The 18,376-nt window shown below is 44.8% G+C and carries 18 protein-coding genes and 1 pseudogene; 13 read left to right on the forward strand and 6 right to left on the reverse strand.

Translation table 11 applies throughout. The annotated features are described in order from the left end of the window. Positions 1 to 9 precede the first annotated feature (9 nt). From A596_RS03910 to A596_RS23840, 5 genes and pseudogenes are all read right to left on the reverse strand, one after another. On the reverse strand, positions 10 to 333 hold the full coding sequence (locus A596_RS03910) for a hypothetical protein (RefSeq protein ID WP_039912810.1): 324 nt from the start codon (positions 331 to 333) through the stop codon (positions 10 to 12). A 143-nt stretch (positions 334 to 476) separates the two neighbouring features. Next, entirely contained in the window at positions 477 to 923 is a 447-nt protein-coding gene (locus A596_RS03915; RefSeq protein WP_039912811.1) for a hypothetical protein, read from the reverse strand. Between the two features lie 130 nt (positions 924 to 1,053). After that, positions 1,054 to 1,434, reverse strand: coding sequence for a hypothetical protein (locus tag A596_RS03920; protein WP_039912812.1), 381 nt, complete (start codon positions 1,432 to 1,434; stop codon positions 1,054 to 1,056). A 141-nt stretch (positions 1,435 to 1,575) separates the two neighbouring features. Next, positions 1,576 to 1,965 carry a hypothetical protein gene (locus A596_RS03925; protein ID WP_039912813.1) on the reverse strand — a complete coding sequence of 130 codons (390 nt, stop codon included), beginning with the start codon at positions 1,963 to 1,965 and terminating at the stop codon, positions 1,576 to 1,578. An 82-nt stretch (positions 1,966 to 2,047) separates the two neighbouring features. Next, positions 2,048 to 2,287, reverse strand: a pseudogene (locus A596_RS23840) (hypothetical protein); the annotation flags it as partial. 499 nt (positions 2,288 to 2,786) lie between these two features. Here A596_RS23840 and A596_RS03930 point away from each other — a divergent pair. From A596_RS03930 to A596_RS03950, 5 genes are all read left to right on the forward strand, one after another. Further along, positions 2,787 to 3,086, forward strand: coding sequence for a hypothetical protein (locus tag A596_RS03930; RefSeq protein WP_039912814.1), 300 nt, complete (start codon positions 2,787 to 2,789; stop codon positions 3,084 to 3,086). Between the two features lie 206 nt (positions 3,087 to 3,292). Next, positions 3,293 to 4,870 (forward strand): alkaline phosphatase, encoded by a 1,578-nt coding sequence (locus A596_RS03935; protein ID WP_200882860.1) that lies wholly within the window; start codon positions 3,293 to 3,295, stop codon positions 4,868 to 4,870. 25 nt (positions 4,871 to 4,895) lie between these two features. After that, positions 4,896 to 6,308 (forward strand): alkaline phosphatase, encoded by a 1,413-nt coding sequence (locus A596_RS03940; protein WP_039912815.1) that lies wholly within the window; start codon positions 4,896 to 4,898, stop codon positions 6,306 to 6,308. Positions 6,309 to 6,472: 164 nt separating this feature from the next. Further along, complete coding sequence (locus tag A596_RS03945) at positions 6,473 to 7,156, forward strand: hypothetical protein (RefSeq protein ID WP_039912816.1); 684 nt, start codon at positions 6,473 to 6,475, stop codon at positions 7,154 to 7,156. Positions 7,157 to 7,360: 204 nt separating this feature from the next. Further along, on the forward strand, positions 7,361 to 8,449 hold the full coding sequence (locus A596_RS03950) for an EndoU domain-containing protein (protein ID WP_052417212.1): 1,089 nt from the start codon (positions 7,361 to 7,363) through the stop codon (positions 8,447 to 8,449). Between the two features lie 64 nt (positions 8,450 to 8,513). On the opposite strand, the gene A596_RS03955 is transcribed toward A596_RS03950, so the two are convergent. Further along, positions 8,514 to 9,407 (reverse strand): CHAD domain-containing protein, encoded by an 894-nt coding sequence (locus A596_RS03955; protein WP_039912817.1) that lies wholly within the window; start codon positions 9,405 to 9,407, stop codon positions 8,514 to 8,516. A gap of 415 nt (positions 9,408 to 9,822) precedes the next feature. On the opposite strand from A596_RS03955, the gene A596_RS03960 reads away from it, so the two are divergent. The 8 genes from A596_RS03960 (at position 9,823) to A596_RS04000 (ending at position 18,373) form a co-directional block, all read left to right on the forward strand. Then, complete coding sequence (locus A596_RS03960) at positions 9,823 to 10,809, forward strand: DUF1852 domain-containing protein (RefSeq protein WP_039912818.1); 987 nt, start codon at positions 9,823 to 9,825, stop codon at positions 10,807 to 10,809. A 56-nt stretch (positions 10,810 to 10,865) separates the two neighbouring features. After that, positions 10,866 to 11,894 (forward strand): methionine synthase, encoded by a 1,029-nt coding sequence (locus A596_RS03965; RefSeq protein WP_039912820.1) that lies wholly within the window; start codon positions 10,866 to 10,868, stop codon positions 11,892 to 11,894. A gap of 102 nt (positions 11,895 to 11,996) precedes the next feature. Next, on the forward strand, positions 11,997 to 12,488 hold the full coding sequence (locus A596_RS03970) for a flavin reductase (protein WP_039912821.1): 492 nt from the start codon (positions 11,997 to 11,999) through the stop codon (positions 12,486 to 12,488). A gap of 110 nt (positions 12,489 to 12,598) precedes the next feature. Then, positions 12,599 to 13,399, forward strand: coding sequence for a sulfite exporter TauE/SafE family protein (locus A596_RS03975; protein ID WP_039912822.1), 801 nt, complete (start codon positions 12,599 to 12,601; stop codon positions 13,397 to 13,399). Positions 13,400 to 13,510: 111 nt separating this feature from the next. Continuing rightward, on the forward strand, positions 13,511 to 14,161 hold the full coding sequence (gene alkB / locus A596_RS03980) for a DNA oxidative demethylase AlkB (RefSeq protein ID WP_039912823.1): 651 nt from the start codon (positions 13,511 to 13,513) through the stop codon (positions 14,159 to 14,161). Between the two features lie 91 nt (positions 14,162 to 14,252). Further along, complete coding sequence (gene ada, locus A596_RS03985) at positions 14,253 to 15,317, forward strand: bifunctional DNA-binding transcriptional regulator/O6-methylguanine-DNA methyltransferase Ada (RefSeq protein ID WP_039912824.1); 1,065 nt, start codon at positions 14,253 to 14,255, stop codon at positions 15,315 to 15,317. Between the two features lie 616 nt (positions 15,318 to 15,933). Continuing rightward, positions 15,934 to 17,901 (forward strand): hypothetical protein, encoded by a 1,968-nt coding sequence (locus A596_RS03995; protein ID WP_039912827.1) that lies wholly within the window; start codon positions 15,934 to 15,936, stop codon positions 17,899 to 17,901. A gap of 148 nt (positions 17,902 to 18,049) precedes the next feature. After that, positions 18,050 to 18,373: an ArsR/SmtB family transcription factor gene (locus A596_RS04000; protein ID WP_039912828.1), complete on the forward strand. Its 324-nt coding sequence runs from the start codon at positions 18,050 to 18,052 to the stop codon at positions 18,371 to 18,373. Positions 18,374 to 18,376: the final 3 nt, after the last annotated feature.

The following is an 18,376-nucleotide window of genomic DNA, read 5'->3' on the forward strand; positions in this document are numbered from 1 at the left end:
GAAGTTAGATTATGAGGCTTTCGGGTGTCTAGTAAAGTCTGGGAAGTCCAGATATTGATAGAATGGCGCCTTGGTAAAAGTGGTAATTAGACATAATGACGCGGGCTCTTTTTCAAGCTCTTCTAATAATAAGCTGAATGCATGAACCTGATACCGTGAATAGTCAGATTTTTTTGTTAACTCTAATACTCTCATACAGATTTCAATACAGCCTTGGGTTTGCCGTTCTTCTTTGGATTGATAGATCAAAGTTTCATCTTCGAGATAACACATGAATTCCAGTTTTCCTGGAAAATCATCCAATTTTACTTTTTCGAATTCATATATATTCATATGTTTTTTCTGAGAATACTTAACGCCGCGCACAACGGCAGTTTGTAAATCGTGGCTTTATGGGTTATTTTTGCGCAGCAAAACCACAAGGCCGCGACTTACAAACTGTCCAGCTCACAAAGTGAGCGTGTTGCAGCACTTTGTTAGAGATGCTGAGATGTATATATAGTTTGTTTTATTGTGATTTCTTCACCCAAGTAAGCTAAGTCATTATAGGGTATAGAATAAACTTCTTTTTTATTCCATATAAACTTCAACGTGTACACCGGCGCAGAACAAACTCCGACCTTTTTAATATATAAATTTGTGCAGCTGCCACCGAACTCAAGAGCCCGCTTGCTGATATGTGCGAACGTCATAATGCCTTGAGTGTTGCTAATGATGCTAGATCCGGCACTAAATTGATTTATTGGATAGTTAAAAGATTCTTTACCCTCACTATCTAACACCTTTAGCACGACGCCTTGTATTGGTTTTCCACCACCGTCCACGAATACGTATGTAATTTTGGTTTCTGGGAAAGCACCGTCCCAGTTGTAACCAACACAACCTGTGAATAGAAAACAAAATAGAAAGATGTATTTTTTCATGATTTCTCTAACACCGTGCTCAACGGCAGTTTGTAAGTCGTGGTTTTGTGGATTACTTTGCGCAGCAAAACCACAACACTGCGACTTTCAAACTATCCAGCACATACAATGCGTGCGTTGCTACACTTTGTTATGCTTTATAAACACTTAACGCAACGTAAGATAGCAAGACAATAAGCCCCATGCATAAAATTACAGTAGCAACCCTGCTAAAAAATACGCTTGAGCTATTATAAAAAGCAGCCTTTGCTTCTGACTCAATTGCCTCCATTTGCTCGTCAGATAAACCGCTTTGTATTACCGCGTTTGGATTTTTAAGCAATAGCATTGCATCAGAATACTGATTACTCAAATGAACCCAGATTCCTTGTTTGATTGCTCTTGCCGCATGACCATAGCGTGGAATATTTGCATAGTCATTAGTACTGCTAACTAATATGCCTTTACTTCTTAAAAGTGCAACAGAATCAGCGATATTGCCCTGTATATATTCACTAGTAATTAATTTCATAATTAACGATGCATAACCCCGTGCTCAACTACAGTTTGTAAGTCATGGTTTTGTGGATTACTTTTGCGCAGCAAAACCACAAAACTGCGACTTACAAACTATCCTGCGCACGTAGTGCGCGTGTTACTACGCCTTGTTAGTTTATTGGTGTTCCATGTGCGATGCCTTAGACATAGTATTAACTACCAATTTATAAAGTTGTTTTGGAAGTTTGTGATATTCATTTTGAAGCGTTTCAAGCATGTGTGCCGCAGAATTTGATATGTCAGTTCCCGCCATAATAGATAAAGCAATGATGAGATGACAAATTGCAAACTCCCTTTCATGCCCTTCTTTGCATGACCAGCGATTCAGCTCTACAACCTCATACGGATACCAATACTGCCCCTTTTGCACAATTCCGTTTTGTAAAAAAATTAGGTCATTGAGAGCATTTTTATGTTGATCAGTATCCCTGCCATAATCAGCGGCAGCTATATAATTAAGCTCTGCTTCCGTAATACTTTCAATAAAACTCAATACTTCATCCATAGATATAAACTAACGTTATGTTCAGCCGCAGCTTGTAAGCAGCGCATTACGATAAACTTTGCGCAGCAATTCCCTAAATGCGTTACTTACAAACTGTCGAGTGTAAGCGCGAATCGTTGGAGCGGTGTTGCAACCGTTTGTCATATGTGTTTAATGAAGCTTTATACCAATTTAAACAAAAAGTGATACGCAACAATGTCAAAGCCATTTCAAGATAAAATTTATGTGCCTTATGGCGCACTACATTTGAGTCAAGGTGTACACATTTGCAATTTTCTTTATTTGCATGAGCAATGATGTTTTTTATTAGCCTTGCCCCATACCCCTTTGACCTTCGGAAGTAATAAGATCATAAACGTATAGCGCTTAATATGCGCAATAACATTCCAGGATATCAACCAACTAACTTCATGGCAGGGGATTGTTTTATTTGCGGAAAGATTAATCCGCATTATAAAAACGAATATTGAGTTGGGATTAATGGTTTAAAAGCATAGGCCATATTTCAGGAGATTAAAATAACGCCATATTTCATTTTTTGCCTACATTGACAAGCCTTACCCCATCCCCTAACCTGCCCGCGCTGCGGTAAATCCCGTGGCCGGGACTCTCACCCCCGATTTATTCCCAATTCGGCACAAGGCACGTCGCGGTGTTTTGTGTCCTCGCACAGTTATGCCTGTTGATATGGCGGCTGGGCGGGGCCGCCTTCGGGCGGGCCGGTGTTGAATTGGGACCGGTGGTGAGACCCCTGCTCAGTCCGCCCCCATAAATCTCACCTTATGGGGTTGGTTAAAAACCCAATTCAACGAGATTTTATTATGGATAATGTAACCTCTCCCTCCACCTGTGTAATCAAGCTCGATAAATTTCAATACGCTGCTTACCGACAATCGCGCCTGGAAATTCATACATCGCGAGGTCAATTTCTTACCAGAATTTCTCCGAGTATAAAAATTACGAATGACGATGATGCAATTTTTCAGTTGTGGTGCCAGGCAACCCTGCTGGAAGTGTTGTTCGATCAGATCCAAATAAAATTACCACCGAAAACAATCAACAGCATTGTGAGGATTGTCGACAGACTTGATGTACATATTAAAAATCAGTTGTCGATGTAAATTGCAAGCGAATGAAAACAGATGGGCGATTAAATATCGCCCATATTTTAACTTACATACATTTTTCCGATATTTTCTGCTGTTAATCAATTCAGGTAAGTTGTCGCTCAAATTAATCTAATCGTAACAATCGATTCTGATACTAGGCGCCGTGTTCGGTTTCCCCTTGAAGCCGGGAGCAGTAAACCTAGAAACAGGATTCCCCCATGAAACGATTAACAGTGACGGTGACGGGACTGACGCTGGCCATGGCATTGGCTGGCTGCGGTAGTGACAACGACAAAAAAAATAATTCGAGCAAATCCAGCAGCAGCGTTAGCGTTGCCAGTAGCGCTCTCGCTTCCAGTAGCACACCGGCTACATCCAGCAGCGCTGCGTCCAGTAGCATTAAAAGCTCTAGCAGTGCCCCAAGTTCCAGTAGCAGTAGCGCCGCGCCGGTAGCAAAAAAGAACGTGTTGTTTTTCCTCGGCGACGGCATGGGTATCACCACCTTGACCGCGATGCGTATTTACGAAGTGGGCGAAGCAGGCAGCATTACTATCGATACCTTGCCTGAATCCGCATTTGTGCGTACCTATTCTGAAGATGGCCAGGTGACTGATAGTGCGCCCTCTATGGCGGCTTATATGACCGGCGTCAAAATGAAAAACGAAGTCATTTCCATGTCGGCTGGCACTAACGCCTATCGCCCGGACGGCTCACAATTTGTTGATGCCAGCGGCAACAGCACCTGCGAAGCCGGTAATGGCAAGGCCGTTCCAACCCTGCTCGAATTGATGAAGGCAAAAGGTTATGCCACTGGCGTAGTAAGCACCACGCGTATCACTCACGCAACACCGGCAACTACCTATTCCCACGTCTGTAATCGCAACGGTGAAAACACTATTGCTGCGCAAATGGTTCCTAACGGCGCAGGCTTTAACGCGGCTCTCGGCAATGGTATCGATGTCGTATTAGGCGGTGGTTTGCGTCACTTCTTACCGAGCACTGTAAGCGGTGGCCGTCGCACCGACAGCCGGAATCTGGTTGAAGAAATGAAGGCCGCTGGTTACACCTACGCAACCAATACAGGTGAACTGTTAGCCGCATCAAATGCCACTAACAAGTTGCTCGGCCTGTTCCATAGCAGCGACATGAGCTACGAGCTGGATCGCAATCCAATAGCAGAACCAAGCCTGTCGGAAATGACCGGTAAAGCGATCGACATCCTGAGCCAACGCGATAAAGGCTTTTTCCTGATGGTAGAAGGTGGCCGTATTGACCACGCACTCCACGCCAGTAATGCCAAGCGTGCGTTGGTTGACGGCATCGCGTTTGATAATGCCATCAAGCTTGCGCTGCAAAAAATGGAAGCCGTAGATCCAGGTTTGAAAAACACGCTGGTAGTCGTCACCGCTGACCATGACCACACCCTGGTGATTAACGGTTACGCCGAGCGCACTGGCAAAACCACGGATAACCATGCCGGAGTATTGGGCCTGGTAAAAAGCTATGCCAATGGCCCCGGCAAAGGCCAGCCAACCACCGACGTAAACGGCAACCCTTACACCATCCTCGCCTTCGGTAACGGCCCTAATCGTCCTGCTACCCGCATCGCGCTGGATGAAACAACCACCAGCGGCAAAGACTATCTGCAAGAAGCGGTTATCCAGTTGGACAGTGAAACCCACGGCGGTGGCGATGTATTCCTGGGTGCAAAAGGATTGGGCGCAGAAAATTTTCACGGTGTGATCGACAACGTCGAAGTTTTCGGTCTGATCAAAAAAGCCATCAACCTGGAATAACCCGCACCTTAAATAGGAGAATGCTATGAAACGATCTTTTTTAAGTGGCGCCATTTTAAGTTGTGCTGCCGCAATGACTATTAACACTGTTGCCGCTGCCGAAGCTAAAAATATTATTTTCTTCCTGGGCGATGGTATGGGCCCGGTAACACAAACTGCTGCGCGTATTTACGCGGGCGAAAAAGCCGGGTTGGCAGTCCCTGAAACCCATAAGCTGGCAATGGAAAAACTGGGTTACGCCGCGCGCATCAAAACCTATTCCGAAGATGCGCAAACTACCGACAGCGCCCCGGGTATGGCGAGCTATATCACCGGTTCGAAATCCAAGAACGAAGTGATTTCCATGACGCCGGATACCAATCCGAACGATGCGTCAGGCAATGCCTATCAAGTCAATGGCGACAGCACTTGCCCTGCTACTGGCAATGGCCAGGCGGTAGAAACCTTGCTGGAAACCCTGAAGGCGAAAAGCTATGGCACCGGTATCGTGAGTACCACTCGTATCACTCACGCCACTCCCGCTACTACCTACGCTCACATTTGTAATCGCAATGCCGAAAATACCATCGCTGCACAAATGGTCCCGAACGGCGCAGGTTACAACACGAAGCTGGGCACCGATGGTATGGACGTTGTACTCGGCGGTGGCCGTCGTCACTTTTTACCAACCACGGTTAGCGGCGGCCGTCGCACTGACAGCCGTAACCTGGTTGAAGAAATGAAAACTGCCGGTTACACCTATGTCAGCACTGGCACCGAGTTAAGCGCGGTTAACCTGGCGAACACCAATAAGTTACTCGGCCTCTTTAATGCCAGCGACCTCAACTACGATCTGGATCGCGTGAAAAGCAGCATCAATGAACCAAGCCTGGCTGATATGACCAAGGCAGCCATCCAGGTTCTGTCGCGCAACCAGAAAGGTTATTTCCTGATGGTGGAAGGTGGCCGTATCGATCACGCACTGCACGGCACCAATGCCAAGCGCGCGCTGGAAGATACACTTGCGTTTGATGCCGCCATTAAAGCCGCTGTTGAATCAGTTGACCTGAGCAATACCCTGATCATCGTGACCGCCGACCACGACCACGTAATGGCTTTTAACGGTTACTCCAAAATTGGCAACCCGATCCTTGGCCTGATGCGCGACTACGTCAGCGGTAATCCCACCAAAGATAAACAAGGCAAGCCGTTCACTACGCTGGTATTCGGCAACGGTGGTGGCCCACGTGAAGCGACTCGCGCGGAACTCCTTGAAGCCGACGTACTGGCTGACGATTACCTTCAGGAAGTGGGTGTGAAACTGGGCAGCGCCGGTTCAGAAACCCACGGCGGTGGCGATGTCCGCCTGACCGCCGGTGGTGCTGGTAGCCAGCGCTTCAAAGGCACCCTTAACAACACCGACATACATGGTTTGATCAAGCAAGCAATGGGTTTGTAATTTCGCTCTTCCAGCCCTTTTTCAAAATGCGGGAAACCACTCAGCACCAAAGAGAGGTCTTCTCTTTGGTGCTGAGAAAAAAGCTCCTCCCTGGCTACACGCCCCGCTTAAAAAGGGGACAGGGAGGGATTTAGTTTTTATTGCTTCAACACGAGTTTCAAAAGATGAAAAAAACAGGTTTTGGTTTACTGGTTTTGTTGCTGCCTTTGTTCGTGATTACCCACCAGGTCCAGGCTGCCCCCGCCGATGCATTACGCGTGGACTATCACCAATGGAAACTGGGCAAAGATGGGATACGCCAGGAAATGTCCTATTCCGAATTGCTCTACCGCAAACCCGATTCACTTTGGATCGAACGCGAAATTCCCGAAGCCGCCCAACATTCACACGACGATCACCATCACGGTGGACTTGGCCATAAACATGCCGATGTTACTGGTGCTCCGCTATGGATTGTGCGCGATCCGCAAGGAAAACTGGATGTAAAACTGATCGATCGCCACGAACAACGCATGATCGAAATAGCAGAAGCTTATTACAGCAATGTAGGGTTTGATGGGCACTGGGTAGAAAGCTGGAGCCTGGCCGATCCGGAAACCTTACAAAAACTCAAGCCGACAAAAATCAGTGAAAATGGATTGGAAACGTACGAAATCCAACGCGGCACACAACAGATAACGTTAGTGTGGAACCCTGAAGGACAATACGCTCAATCCATTACTGCCAAAGACTCACAAGGTTTATCCGGCCGCACTATCAGAGCAAGCGAAATAACCGCACCTAAAACACTGCCATGGACCCAGCTTGGCAATTACCTTTCACGCGACTATTCCGATCTGCTGGATTAATTCACGCAAGTATCAGAAAAAAGCCGTTGCAAAATAAAATTGCAGCGGCTTTTTTATTTTGCCTTTAACGTGCGTTATTAGACAATCGCCCAACATGGGCTGGTTGCTTTATTAACCAACCTGTAAATCAGGATTTGCAGTGGTTTCAGGGGAATTTTTCATGCATCATAAACCTTCAAAAAATTAAGGCGCGGAAAACGAAACATGGGCACTTACTGGCTAAGAATTGTCGTTGCACTATTGATCTTGATGGTATCAGTAGCAATTCATGCACAAGCACTATTTACAGCGCCCCTGGAGTTCAAAATAAACAAATCTTGCAATGCCTACGACTCCATAAAAAAAGAAAACAACCCGGTCACACTACAAATCGGGAACACATATATTTCATTTGGTGAAAATAAAGCCACAGGCGCAACCCATTCCTACATTGAAATTGAAGGTAGAAAGAAATGGGTAAAACTGGAGTGCGGCTCCTACATAAATAATAAACCTGACTTTAAACATCCTGCTCAAACCAGAAGCAAGAACCCGGCAGGAAATAAAAGCAGCACCGCATGTTTAAAATTTTTTGACAATGAAATTAATCCGGTAAAAACAAGCCAGGGGTTTAAAGATATTACCCCACCGGCACCACCACTTAACAAGTTTGACAAAGATGTCTTAAATTTCTGCGGTGCCCCCGGCAAGGTAACGACGGCAGAGGGCTTTAAATCACTTATGAACGCCAACCCGGCAGTGTTGAAAAATATTTTTGATTTTACCGCCGGGAAGGTTTTCCAGGAAAAGAAAAAACATACCGATATAAACACTTATCTCAATGACCTGGCTAGCGCCTGGTACTCCCTGCATGCTTTTGATCATATTTTTTGCGGTGAAAAAAATGGTCGCAGCATTGGGGGCCTGCATTTTTACGGGCGCTATCAGCAACTGGAGGGCACCGGTGAAATATGCAGAATGAATAATTTTGGTAGCAATGAAGTTATCGAAGGCACCATTTATTCAATGGGCGTAGAAATGAAGTTAGGCAATAATGAAACAATCAGGCACTCAATAAAGGGATATGGCCTCACACTTAATGCAAGCGATATCCTGCTGAGCGCCACAAAAGCGTTTTCTGAAAACCACACAAACAGCAACAAAAGCGAGCATTGCATCCTGAGATTGAATGACGGTGATGCTATGTACGATATGGTTTTTGTGCGTCGCAATAATGGTATAAGAACCTATTATCCCGATGCGACACCAGACAAAAATCAGCCATGTAAAAAGGCAATTTCGTTAAACCAATAAAAGCATACAGAGCCGTTAATGCCACCCCAACGAGGAGTAAACCATCCAAAGACGCTTTTACACGTTAGCCAAATATAAAATCAATTTCTCCGGACATCTTCTTTGTAAAGAAACGCTCCAGAGCTGCCCCAACCTTTTTCTTCTCCTTCGTTTGCTTTTGGTGCAACACTGCAATTAACCCACATAATGATTTCGACATCTCCAGCCGGCTATCATCAACATATTCTTTCAAAAGCATTATTTGTGTTGAATAATCATTAAAGTCGCCCAACACTGTTTGTATTTTTTTAACGTTTTCCATTAAACCTGACAAACGTTTTTTCGGGAAAAACCCGGAAAACAGGTCAATCAAATAACGAAACTTTTTAAACTCAATACGCAACCCATGAATATCCGAATCTGCTGAACCCGCATTAATCCCTGCGCTAATCTTTAGGATTTTTTGATACCGATTGAGCAACAATTTTTTGACAACCTTTAAAATTGGTTTGGCTGCCGAACGGGTTTCATAAACAGGAGGAGCAGATAATTTTTTGGAACAAGCCGCGATATCAAGGGCATAGCTCCTGGATGAAAAATAACGCGCAACCTTTCGCTGTTCTTCCTTTCTTTGTTTTCTTATCAAAGTATAGAGCTCGGACAAACCATCCTTAAAACCCTCCGGCAGCATTTCACGATACCGTTCTTCTTCCAATAAAAAAACATCGAGATTACGCAACACATTTGTTCTCCGAAAAACCAGCGAAAACCTGGCCTTTAATAAAGCCATTGTTTTCTCCGGTAATGTAGTTTTCAACAAACTGATTAACGATCTCAACTTTCTGAAATTTACCCTGTATTGATGTAAAAATTCTGCATCCAGATCGTTTACCGTACCGTCAACATATGATTCAACAATATTAAGTATTTCCAGGGCCATTATTCGGACCGCGTCTTCCGCAGGCATATCTGCATTCATAGGGTGAACCTCAATATTTCTATAGTTGATACCCTGGCAATAACTATTCCGCTGCAAATGCCAGGTTCACCGTAACCGCCAACAGACCGTTCGTAATACCCATTTTTTAACCACACCATCCCCGGAATCACTCCTGTAGTTTGATCGGTATAAACCGCACCACACAAAACCATGAATTAAATTCATGGTTTTGTGAAATAAAGTCATTTTTATTCATGTAACTATTCGGGTATAAAACGCACCATGCCCTTAATTATGGACAACATTCCGGTTGGCTCTTAATAGGCTATAGGGCCACAGGCATACATCAACAGGCACTGTGAACTGCCTGGGGAAATAAGCGCAGAAAACCGGATCTCCTATTTAAGAGCACAACATACATTCAGGCTTTCAACCATCAGGTTTCAAGATCACCATGAATAAAGATTTTGCATTTACCATCAAAAGCATTCGTTTCGATGAAAATTATCGTCCCTCACACAATACCCGCACCACTACCAATTTTGCTAATTTGGCGAGGGGAGCGAATCGCCAGGAGAATTTGCGCAATGCGTTAACGATGATTGACAATCGTTTCAATGCCCTGGCGTCTTGGGATAACCCCAAGGGTGATCGTTATTCTGTCGAACTCGAAATCATTTCGGTTGAGATGGATCTTGATGTTGAAGGTAATGGCGAAGCCTTTCCAATGATTGAAATATTGAAAACCAATATTATTGATCACAGCACCAACAAACGCATTGACGGCATCGTGGGGAATAATTTCTCATCTTATGTGCGCGACTATGATTTCAGCGTGCTATTACTGGAACATAATAAGAATCAATCCAAATTTAGCATTCCGGATAATTATGGCGATTTACACGGAAAGCTTTTTAAGAGTTTTGTAAATTCCAATGTTTACCAACAGAATTTTATTAAACCACCCGTTATATGCTTGAGCGTTTCGGATAATAAAATCTATCAGCAGACTAAAAACCGGCATCCCGTATTGGGTATTGAGTACCAGCCTAATGAATCGTCGTTGACTGAGCAATATTTCAAAAAAATGGGCTTGCAGGTTCGCTATTTTATGCCGCCAAATAGCGTTGCACCCTTGGCTTTTTATTTTTTTGGCGATTTGCTGAGTGATTATACGAACCTTGAACTTATCAGTACCATCAGCACGATGGAAACCTTTCAAAAGATTTACCGCCCTGAAATTTATAATGCGAATTCTGCAGCAGGAACATACTATCAACCCAATTTAAAGCATCAAGATTATTCACTAACGCGAATTGTTTATGATCGGGAAGAGCGCAATCGCCTGGCGATTGAGCAGGGAAAATTTGCCGAGGAAAATTTCATCAAACCATACCAGGCTACGCTGGAGCGATGGTCTGCTAATTACGCCCTTAATTAACCTGCTTATATAAGAGTATTTATATAAGACCATTTATTTAGCCACGATTATTTATTATGAAAAAATTATTACCTACCTCAACAGCAGGCAGTTTGCCTAAACCTTCCTGGCTTGCACAACCAGAGACACTTTGGTCCCCCTGGAAATTGCAAGATCAGGAATTAGTTGATGGCAAGCAAGATGCCTTGCGTTTGTCATTGCAAGAGCAGCAACAAGCAGGTATCGATATTGTTGGTGATGGCGAGCAATCACGCCAACACTTTGTCACCACGTTTATTGAACATCTCGACGGCGTTGATTTTGCAAAACGCGAGACAGTTAGAATTCGCGATCGCTATGATGCAAGTGTACCGACAGTGGTAGGGGCTGTTTCTCGCCAAAAGCCGGTTTTTGTTGAAGATGCCAGGTTTTTGCGCCAGCAAACCAATCAACCCATAAAATGGGCCCTGCCCGGCCCCATGACTATGATCGATACACTTTATGATGCGCATTATAAAAGCCGTGAAAAACTGGCATGGGAATTTGCCAAAATCCTCAATCAGGAAGCCAAAGAATTGGAGGCCGCCGGTGTTGATATTATTCAATTTGATGAGCCTGCATTTAATGTATTTTTTGATGAGGTAAATGATTGGGGAATTGCTACTTTAGAAAGGGCAATCGAAGGACTGAAATGTGAAACTGCTGTGCATATTTGCTACGGCTACGGTATCAAGGCTAATACAGAGTGGAAAAAAACCTTGGGGGCGGAATGGCGGCAATACGAAGAGATTTTTCCCAAGCTGCAAAAATCCAATATCGATATGATCTCACTGGAATGCCACAACTCTCGTGTCCCCATGGAGTTACTTGAGCTCGTTCGCGGTAAAAAAGTCATGGTGGGGGCTATTGATGTTGCAACCAACACCATTGAAACAGCGGAGGAAGTTGCCAATACCCTGCGAAAAGCACTTAAGTTTGTTGATGCCGACAAACTCTGCCCTTGCACTAACTGCGGTATGGCACCTTTATCCCGTCAAGTAGCAAGGGGCAAGTTAAATGCGTTGAGCGCCGGAGCGGAAATCATCCGCAAAGAGTTATCTATTTAAGTAACACTATTTAAGAGCGCTATTTAAAGAACGTTTTTTAAATAGCTCTCGCCAGTGTTCACCGCCATAGTGAAACGCAGGGTTCAACACAGGAGCAAGGTGATGATTGAAGCAACAGACTTTAGAAATGCGATGTCTTTATTAACAAGTGCAGTTAACGTTGTTACCACAATAGGGGCATCTGGTCGTTACGGATTCACAGCATCGGCTGTCTGCAGTGTCACCGATAACCCTGCGACATTATTAGTCTGTATGAATAAAGGATCTTACCTGCATTCCTATTTTGTGGAACATAAAATTTTGGCCGTAAATGTATTAAGTGCGCATCATCAGCTCATTTCAAATGTATTTTCATCCAAAATGAATTCAACAGAGCGGTTTAAACATGGTGTTTGGACAACATTAAAAACCGGTGCACCCGTTTTAGCAGATTCTTTAGCGAGTTTTGATTGCCAAATTGAGCAAATCCAGGCGGTCGGCACACATGATATTTTCATTTGCCGGGTAATAGCGATTCAACAAAACCGGCAGGATCACAGTTTGGTTTATTTTAATCGCGCTTATCATCACGTAGGGCAAGCGGCTGCTGTTTAAAACGCCTTTTGATTAAAGTAAAAGGTGCTTAAACCGATATTTAATTAGCATCAAACTTTTAGTTAACATCAACCTTTTTATTTAACCTCAAACCATCAAGTAAGCATGTCGTGGAATTAATAATTTTTTTAGCAATAGGTGCATTAGCGGGATTTACGGCAGGGATTTTTGGTATTGGTGGTGGCTTGATTATAGTCCCCCTGTTGTTTGTGGTCTTTACGCAAATGGGTTATGAGCCTGAAGTTATCATGCATATGGCTCTGGGAACGTCGTTAGCAACAATCATTGTGACTTCTTTTAGTTCATCAATTGCACACCATAAAAATGGTGCGGTTATGTGGCCCGTATTCAGAAACCTGACACCGGGACTGGTGATAGGATCTTTTTTGGGCGCAGGCATTGCAGGATTGCTTTCTGGTACAAATTTGCAACTGATCATCGGAATTTTTGTAATCTGGGTTGCGTATAGGATGATGATGGGCACCAGACAGGTAGTAGATCAGCATGCCGTTTTACCGACAGCTTTTAAGCAATTTTGTGCAGGCACAGGAATAGGAATTGCCTCTGCGATATTCGGGATTGGAGGCGGAAGCCTAACTGTGCCTTACCTGAATCATTACGGGGTAGTAATGCAAAGAGCCGTTGGAACATCAGCCGCCTGTGGTTTACCTATAGCGACGGCGGGTGCGATTGGATTTATCGTTTTTGGTATGAAGGAGCAAGTCAGTATTCCCAATAGTGTTGGCTTTGTGCATATTTATGCGTTCTTAGGGATTAGCATAATGAGTTTTTTTACCGCAAAGTCAGGTGCTAGAACAGCACACGCATTATCCCCGGCAATGCTTAAAAAATGTTTTGCCGTATTGTTATTTGCCGTAGGATGTTTTTTCCTTGTTAAGGGATTACGCTGAGCCAGGGTACGCCTCACATTAAAAATTACCTTGCACGCCTGGAATCTACCAATACTTCTCGAAGAGTTAGCGCTACATCCTGGGTATCATCGTTCATGACATGAGATAAGCATGCAATCGCTCGAACTATTTGAAGCCATCGAACAAAATTCATGTCAGCGCCTGGGGCCGGCGACAATGGTGCTGCGAGGGTTCGCAGTGCCCTATGTTCGTGAACTGATCCCCTGCATTCAAGTGATCACTGCCATATCACCATTCCGGCAGATGGTGACGCCTGGTGGTTTTACCATGTCAGTAGCTTTAACTAACTGCGGTGCGCTGGGTTGGACAACAGATCGGCGTGGTTACCGTTATACCTCGATTGACCCCGATACTGGCAAACCCTGGCCTTCCATGCCGAAAGTATTTGCCCAACTGGCAAACGCGGCTGCAACAGCAGCCGGATTCGATAACTTCCAACCCGATGCCTGCCTGGTTAATCGCTACGCCCCCGGCGCACGACTTTCGCTACACCAGGATAAGAACGAACGGGATTACGACGAACCTATAGTGTCAGTTTCGTTAGGCATGACCGCAACCTTTATGTTTGGCGGCCATGAACGTAACGATCCAACGGTCAAAGTGCAATTGAACCATGGAGACGTGATGGTATGGGGCGGTGTTGATCGCCTGCGCTACCATGGCGTAATGCCACTCAAAGATAATCCCCATTCGCTGCTCGGTAGCCAACGCATCAATTTTACTTTTCGAAAAGCGGGATGAATTCCCTGAATTCAACCGCAAGAATCGGAGTGCTTGCGATTGAAACCTTGCATATTGTTGATGATGAGATTGATGTTGACGGATTCTTGCCATGACTACGACCATTACCTACCAAACCGAAGAGGATCGCTGGACTGCCGTTCAAGCGCGAGATGCCGCTGCTGATGGCCATTTTGTCTATGCTGTGCGCACCACCGGTGTGTATTGCCAGCCGAGTTCGCCAGCCCGGCGACCCAAACGCGAGAACGTAGAATTTTTTGATACCGCCAACGCCGCCGAAGCCGCGGGCTATCGCAGCAGCCGGCGTACGCGTGGAAACCAAAGTAATGCAGCTACCGAGCGCGCCACGCTAGTGGCACGCGCTTGCCGGCTGATCGAAGCTTCCGAAATACCACCCTCGCTGGATGACCTGGCAGCTGAGGTAGGTATAAGCTCCTTCCACTTCCATCGTTTGTTTAAGGCCGAAACCGGCCTGACCCCCAAGGCTTACAGCTCAGCTTATCGTGCTCGCAAATTACGTGAGGAGTTAAGTAGCTCAAGTGTCTCTATTACCGATGCCATTTATGGTGCAGGCTTCAATTCCAACAGCCGGTTTTATGAAACCGCCGATAATTTACTAGGGATGCGCGCCCGTGATTACCGGGCGGGTGGCAACGGTGCAGTCATCCGTTTTGCCGTGGGGCAATGCTCACTCGGCGCTATTCTGGTCGCTCAAAGCCAGCGAGGTATCTGCGCCATTTTGTTGGGCGATGATCCGGATTTGCTGGTGCGCGACCTGCAAGACCAGTTTCCCAAGGCTGAAATCATCGGCTGCGACAATGAGTTCGAACAACTGATCGCCCAGGTCGTAGGATTTATCGAAGTCCCTGCTATCGGGTTTCACTTGCCACTGGATGTACAGGGCACCGCCTTTCAGGAACGTGTCTGGCAAGCATTACGCGAGATCCCGCCGGGCACAACCGCGAGTTACTCGGACATCGCCAACCGCGTCGGTTCACCCAAAGCAGTGCGCGCTGTAGCGCAAGCCTGTGCGGCAAATCGCCTTGCCGTGGCCATTCCCTGTCATCGTGTTGTGCGTCGCGATGGTGATATTTCCGGCTATCGCTGGGGAGTGGAGCGCAAACGGGAACTGCTGCGCCGCGAAACCAATGTGTGACCGGAAAGGTTGGCTCCATCCAACACCACGATTGGTCATCTGGAGATGAGCCACAACCCAAAAGTCCATAAAGGCGTAGTGGCTGTTTCCAGTAGCAGCCAATCCATTATTTATTGTGATGTAAATCCAGTTTACGAGAACGATCAGCGTGGACCACATGTGCGCGGTCGAGCCGTAACTGCTGCTCTTGTTCAAAAGATTGCTTTACCAACTTGAGGTACGATATCGCCAGGACTGCCCATATAAAAATAAATGCAGTCAAAGAAAGCAAAAGCGTAGCTTCCTGATTCACTAACACCGACACGTTCGGCTCCTTTAGTTTGCTGGTGGGATAAATACCTTGAAGCCCGGGCTAAGTATCCTGAAGTGTGGATAGATATCCCGAAGCTTGGATAGATACCTTGAAGCATAGTTACACGACAGCAATCTTCCAAATTTCACGATATTACACCAACCCTCCAGATGAGCGACTGCTGGAAACAATACATGCTTATCCAATCCCCTATTCCGGGTACAACTCATCTCCGGGTACAACTCATCGCTCTTTTGCTTTACTGGAGGAAACCCGGCCTGATGCTAGGATTTATGTATTCCTGACTCTTAATTTCACAAAACTATGGATATCTACACTCGCCTATCAGTATTAATTCCGGGAGAAGCCATTTTTGCACTCCTGTTACTGTTATTTTTCACCATCCACAAAATCATAAAACAACGCAAGCAAATCCAGAAACTATTGGCCAAATTCAATGAAATGAAATCTGCGCTCCAACAAAGCGATGGCACCTCTTTTTATAGCCATGAATCCACTCCAGAAAATAAGGATGTTATTAAAGAGTATTTCGAACACGCTTTGAATGACTCGCTGCTACGTTATAAAAAATTCACAGCGTCAGAGATCCCGCATATCAATCCGGACTATCCATACAGTGGAAAAATTGCGGCTTTGCGAAGCATCTATTTGGCTGCCGAGAAAGAAGTATATGAGGAAATGGGAATTACTCATGCTGCCTGGGGTACCTTTGAAAAACGATTAGCAGAATTGATTAAGCATAAAAACACTTCCCAACAGGAACATGACGATACTGATGTGAAGTCGCTACAAGACGAAATATCCCGCCTTAAAAAATATCAGGCAGAATTGGAGCAATACCAGCTGGAAAGCCAGCGAATGATCAATAGCTTGCAGAGTATGTTAGCGTCCGTAAAAAAATTACATACCAGCCCGGATTCAGATCAGCAAGAAGCCGTTGCCCCATTGTGGGATACACAGTCAATTAATCAATTGGCAGACAGCGCCGAAAATCGAAATAAAAAAATGTTTGATTTATTGCAAGAGTTGAAAGGATACCCCTCACAATTTACCCCCACGGCAAGAAAAAAACTGGAGGGTCAATTAAACATCCTGGAAATTGAACTGATGAAATCAGATCAATATATTAATAACTTAAAAAAAGAACTAAAAGAGGCGCAATCACACGTTATTAATTACGCATTAAAACAATATGATAACAATACTGAAAACACATCCAACAACACAGCCAACCCTAGAGCCAATGATCAACAAAATATCATTAATGAAATACAACTATTAAGAAAAAACAATAAACAACAACATTTCATTATCAGCGAGTTGGAAAGGGAAATTCAGCTGCTAAAAGCCTCGCTGGATTCAACCTCAGAGACTGAAGCTAACATTAAAAGAGAAGAAATACATAATCTGGAACGCCTGGTCAGAGAAGGCCAGGCATGCATACACATTCTTGAAAGCGAAGTTGATAACCTTTACGAACAATTAAAAGGTAAAATCTCCGAACAAAACGAGCCAGAAGTCACAAGGGATTCTGTAGACGTAAACGATGAAATAAACATGATAACCCGAGAACTCGAAAAAACAGTTGCACACTACCAACAACTCCATGCAATTAACTATGTAATCATAGAGCTGATCACGTCCAATTCAATCGAAGATATTGCCAAACAATTGATACAATTTATCAAAAGTTTTCAACTTCCTGTCGGTTTTAGCATCAAATCCCTACTGGGAAAAGCCGAGTATTTACCCGTAAGCCAATTTAATGAATCAATTAAGAAACTGCTTAAAGATTCGAATTACACGGATCCGATTACGCACCTGGAGGAGGGAACACTTTTTGTAAATTCCAAATTGCGCGCAATACTGCTTACCCAGGCGGCCGGTCATCCCATTTTGGAAACGAGCCTGGTCAATCTGATTAGTGCAACGGAAGAAAGCATCAAACGACTGGAATATGAAAAGATAAACAGGATGAACAATAGCGGTACCCATGAATGGGTTGATTTAGCCAAAAACCTGCTCTCCAATTTAGATATTCAATACGCTTATCAACTGGAAGAGAATCGAAAAACCTTTAATCATTTCATCAGCGAATTGCGGCGCGCTTACCATCTGCTTGATTTACAAGGACCAGGCGCCATAGTCCTTGACAATTCAATCACTGAATTTGAAGAACGCATTAACGCGTTAACACATAGTAGCGAGGTTATTGACAAGGACATCTCCCAACTGTTGGAACACATGAAAAAATTAGGCACCCAAACATAAACTGCCCATCAATTTTGCCCAAATATCCCCCCCCCGATCGTCACACCAGGAAAAACCAACCCACAAACATTAGAAAAACTTAAATTAGAAATTGCTAATTTAAAATAAACTAATATACTGGGGACATCCTCGTGAGAAGAAGCAAACCATGAACAACCGAAAAACAGATCACAAGGGTTTGGAAGCCCTGCAGCAGCATGCCCAATCAGCCGCAGCACTACTCAAAGTACTGGCAAACGAGAACCGCCTAATGATTTTGTGCACCTTGCTTGACGGTGAGCTTTCCGTGGGGGAGCTGAATGCACGGGTTCCTTTGAGCCAATCGGCGCTGTCGCAGCATTTGGCCAGCCTGCGTGAGGCTGGCTTAGTAAGCACCCGTAAAGAAGCTCAAACCGTTTATTACCGCGTACAGGGTGACGAAGCCTCCAAAGTCATCGCGGTATTGCAATCTATTTATTGTCCAAGCGCATGAGGT

This window comes from Cellvibrio mixtus subsp. mixtus J3-8 (assembly GCF_000766945.1).
GTDB classification, from domain to species: domain Bacteria; phylum Pseudomonadota; class Gammaproteobacteria; order Pseudomonadales; family Cellvibrionaceae; genus Cellvibrio; species Cellvibrio mixtus_A.

Excerpts from the sequence above, each read along its gene's own strand:
- A596_RS03965 (WP_039912820.1), top strand. The coding sequence starts at position 10,866 with ATGAAAAAATTATTACCTACCTCAACAGCAGGCAGTTTGCCTAAACCT.
- A596_RS03970 (WP_039912821.1), top strand. The coding sequence starts at position 11,997 with ATGATTGAAGCAACAGACTTTAGAAATGCGATGTCTTTATTAACAAGT.
- A596_RS03910 (WP_039912810.1), bottom strand. The coding sequence starts at position 333 with ATGAATATATATGAATTCGAAAAAGTAAAATTGGATGATTTTCCAGGA.
- A596_RS03925 (WP_039912813.1), bottom strand. The coding sequence starts at position 1,965 with ATGGATGAAGTATTGAGTTTTATTGAAAGTATTACGGAAGCAGAGCTT.
- ada (WP_039912824.1), top strand. The coding sequence starts at position 14,253 with ATGACTACGACCATTACCTACCAAACCGAAGAGGATCGCTGGACTGCC.
- A596_RS03930 (WP_039912814.1), top strand. The coding sequence starts at position 2,787 with ATGGATAATGTAACCTCTCCCTCCACCTGTGTAATCAAGCTCGATAAA.
- A596_RS03915 (WP_039912811.1), bottom strand. The coding sequence starts at position 923 with ATGAAAAAATACATCTTTCTATTTTGTTTTCTATTCACAGGTTGTGTT.
- A596_RS03940 (WP_039912815.1), top strand. The coding sequence starts at position 4,896 with ATGAAACGATCTTTTTTAAGTGGCGCCATTTTAAGTTGTGCTGCCGCA.
- A596_RS03955 (WP_039912817.1), bottom strand. The coding sequence starts at position 9,407 with ATGAATGCAGATATGCCTGCGGAAGACGCGGTCCGAATAATGGCCCTG.
- A596_RS03960 (WP_039912818.1), top strand. The coding sequence starts at position 9,823 with ATGAATAAAGATTTTGCATTTACCATCAAAAGCATTCGTTTCGATGAA.
- A596_RS03945 (WP_039912816.1), top strand. The coding sequence starts at position 6,473 with ATGAAAAAAACAGGTTTTGGTTTACTGGTTTTGTTGCTGCCTTTGTTC.
- A596_RS03950 (WP_052417212.1), top strand. The coding sequence starts at position 7,361 with ATGGGCACTTACTGGCTAAGAATTGTCGTTGCACTATTGATCTTGATG.
- alkB (WP_039912823.1), top strand. The coding sequence starts at position 13,511 with ATGCAATCGCTCGAACTATTTGAAGCCATCGAACAAAATTCATGTCAG.
- A596_RS04000 (WP_039912828.1), top strand. The coding sequence starts at position 18,050 with ATGAACAACCGAAAAACAGATCACAAGGGTTTGGAAGCCCTGCAGCAG.
- A596_RS03995 (WP_039912827.1), top strand. The coding sequence starts at position 15,934 with ATGGATATCTACACTCGCCTATCAGTATTAATTCCGGGAGAAGCCATT.
- A596_RS03920 (WP_039912812.1), bottom strand. The coding sequence starts at position 1,434 with ATGAAATTAATTACTAGTGAATATATACAGGGCAATATCGCTGATTCT.
- A596_RS03935 (WP_200882860.1), top strand. The coding sequence starts at position 3,293 with ATGAAACGATTAACAGTGACGGTGACGGGACTGACGCTGGCCATGGCA.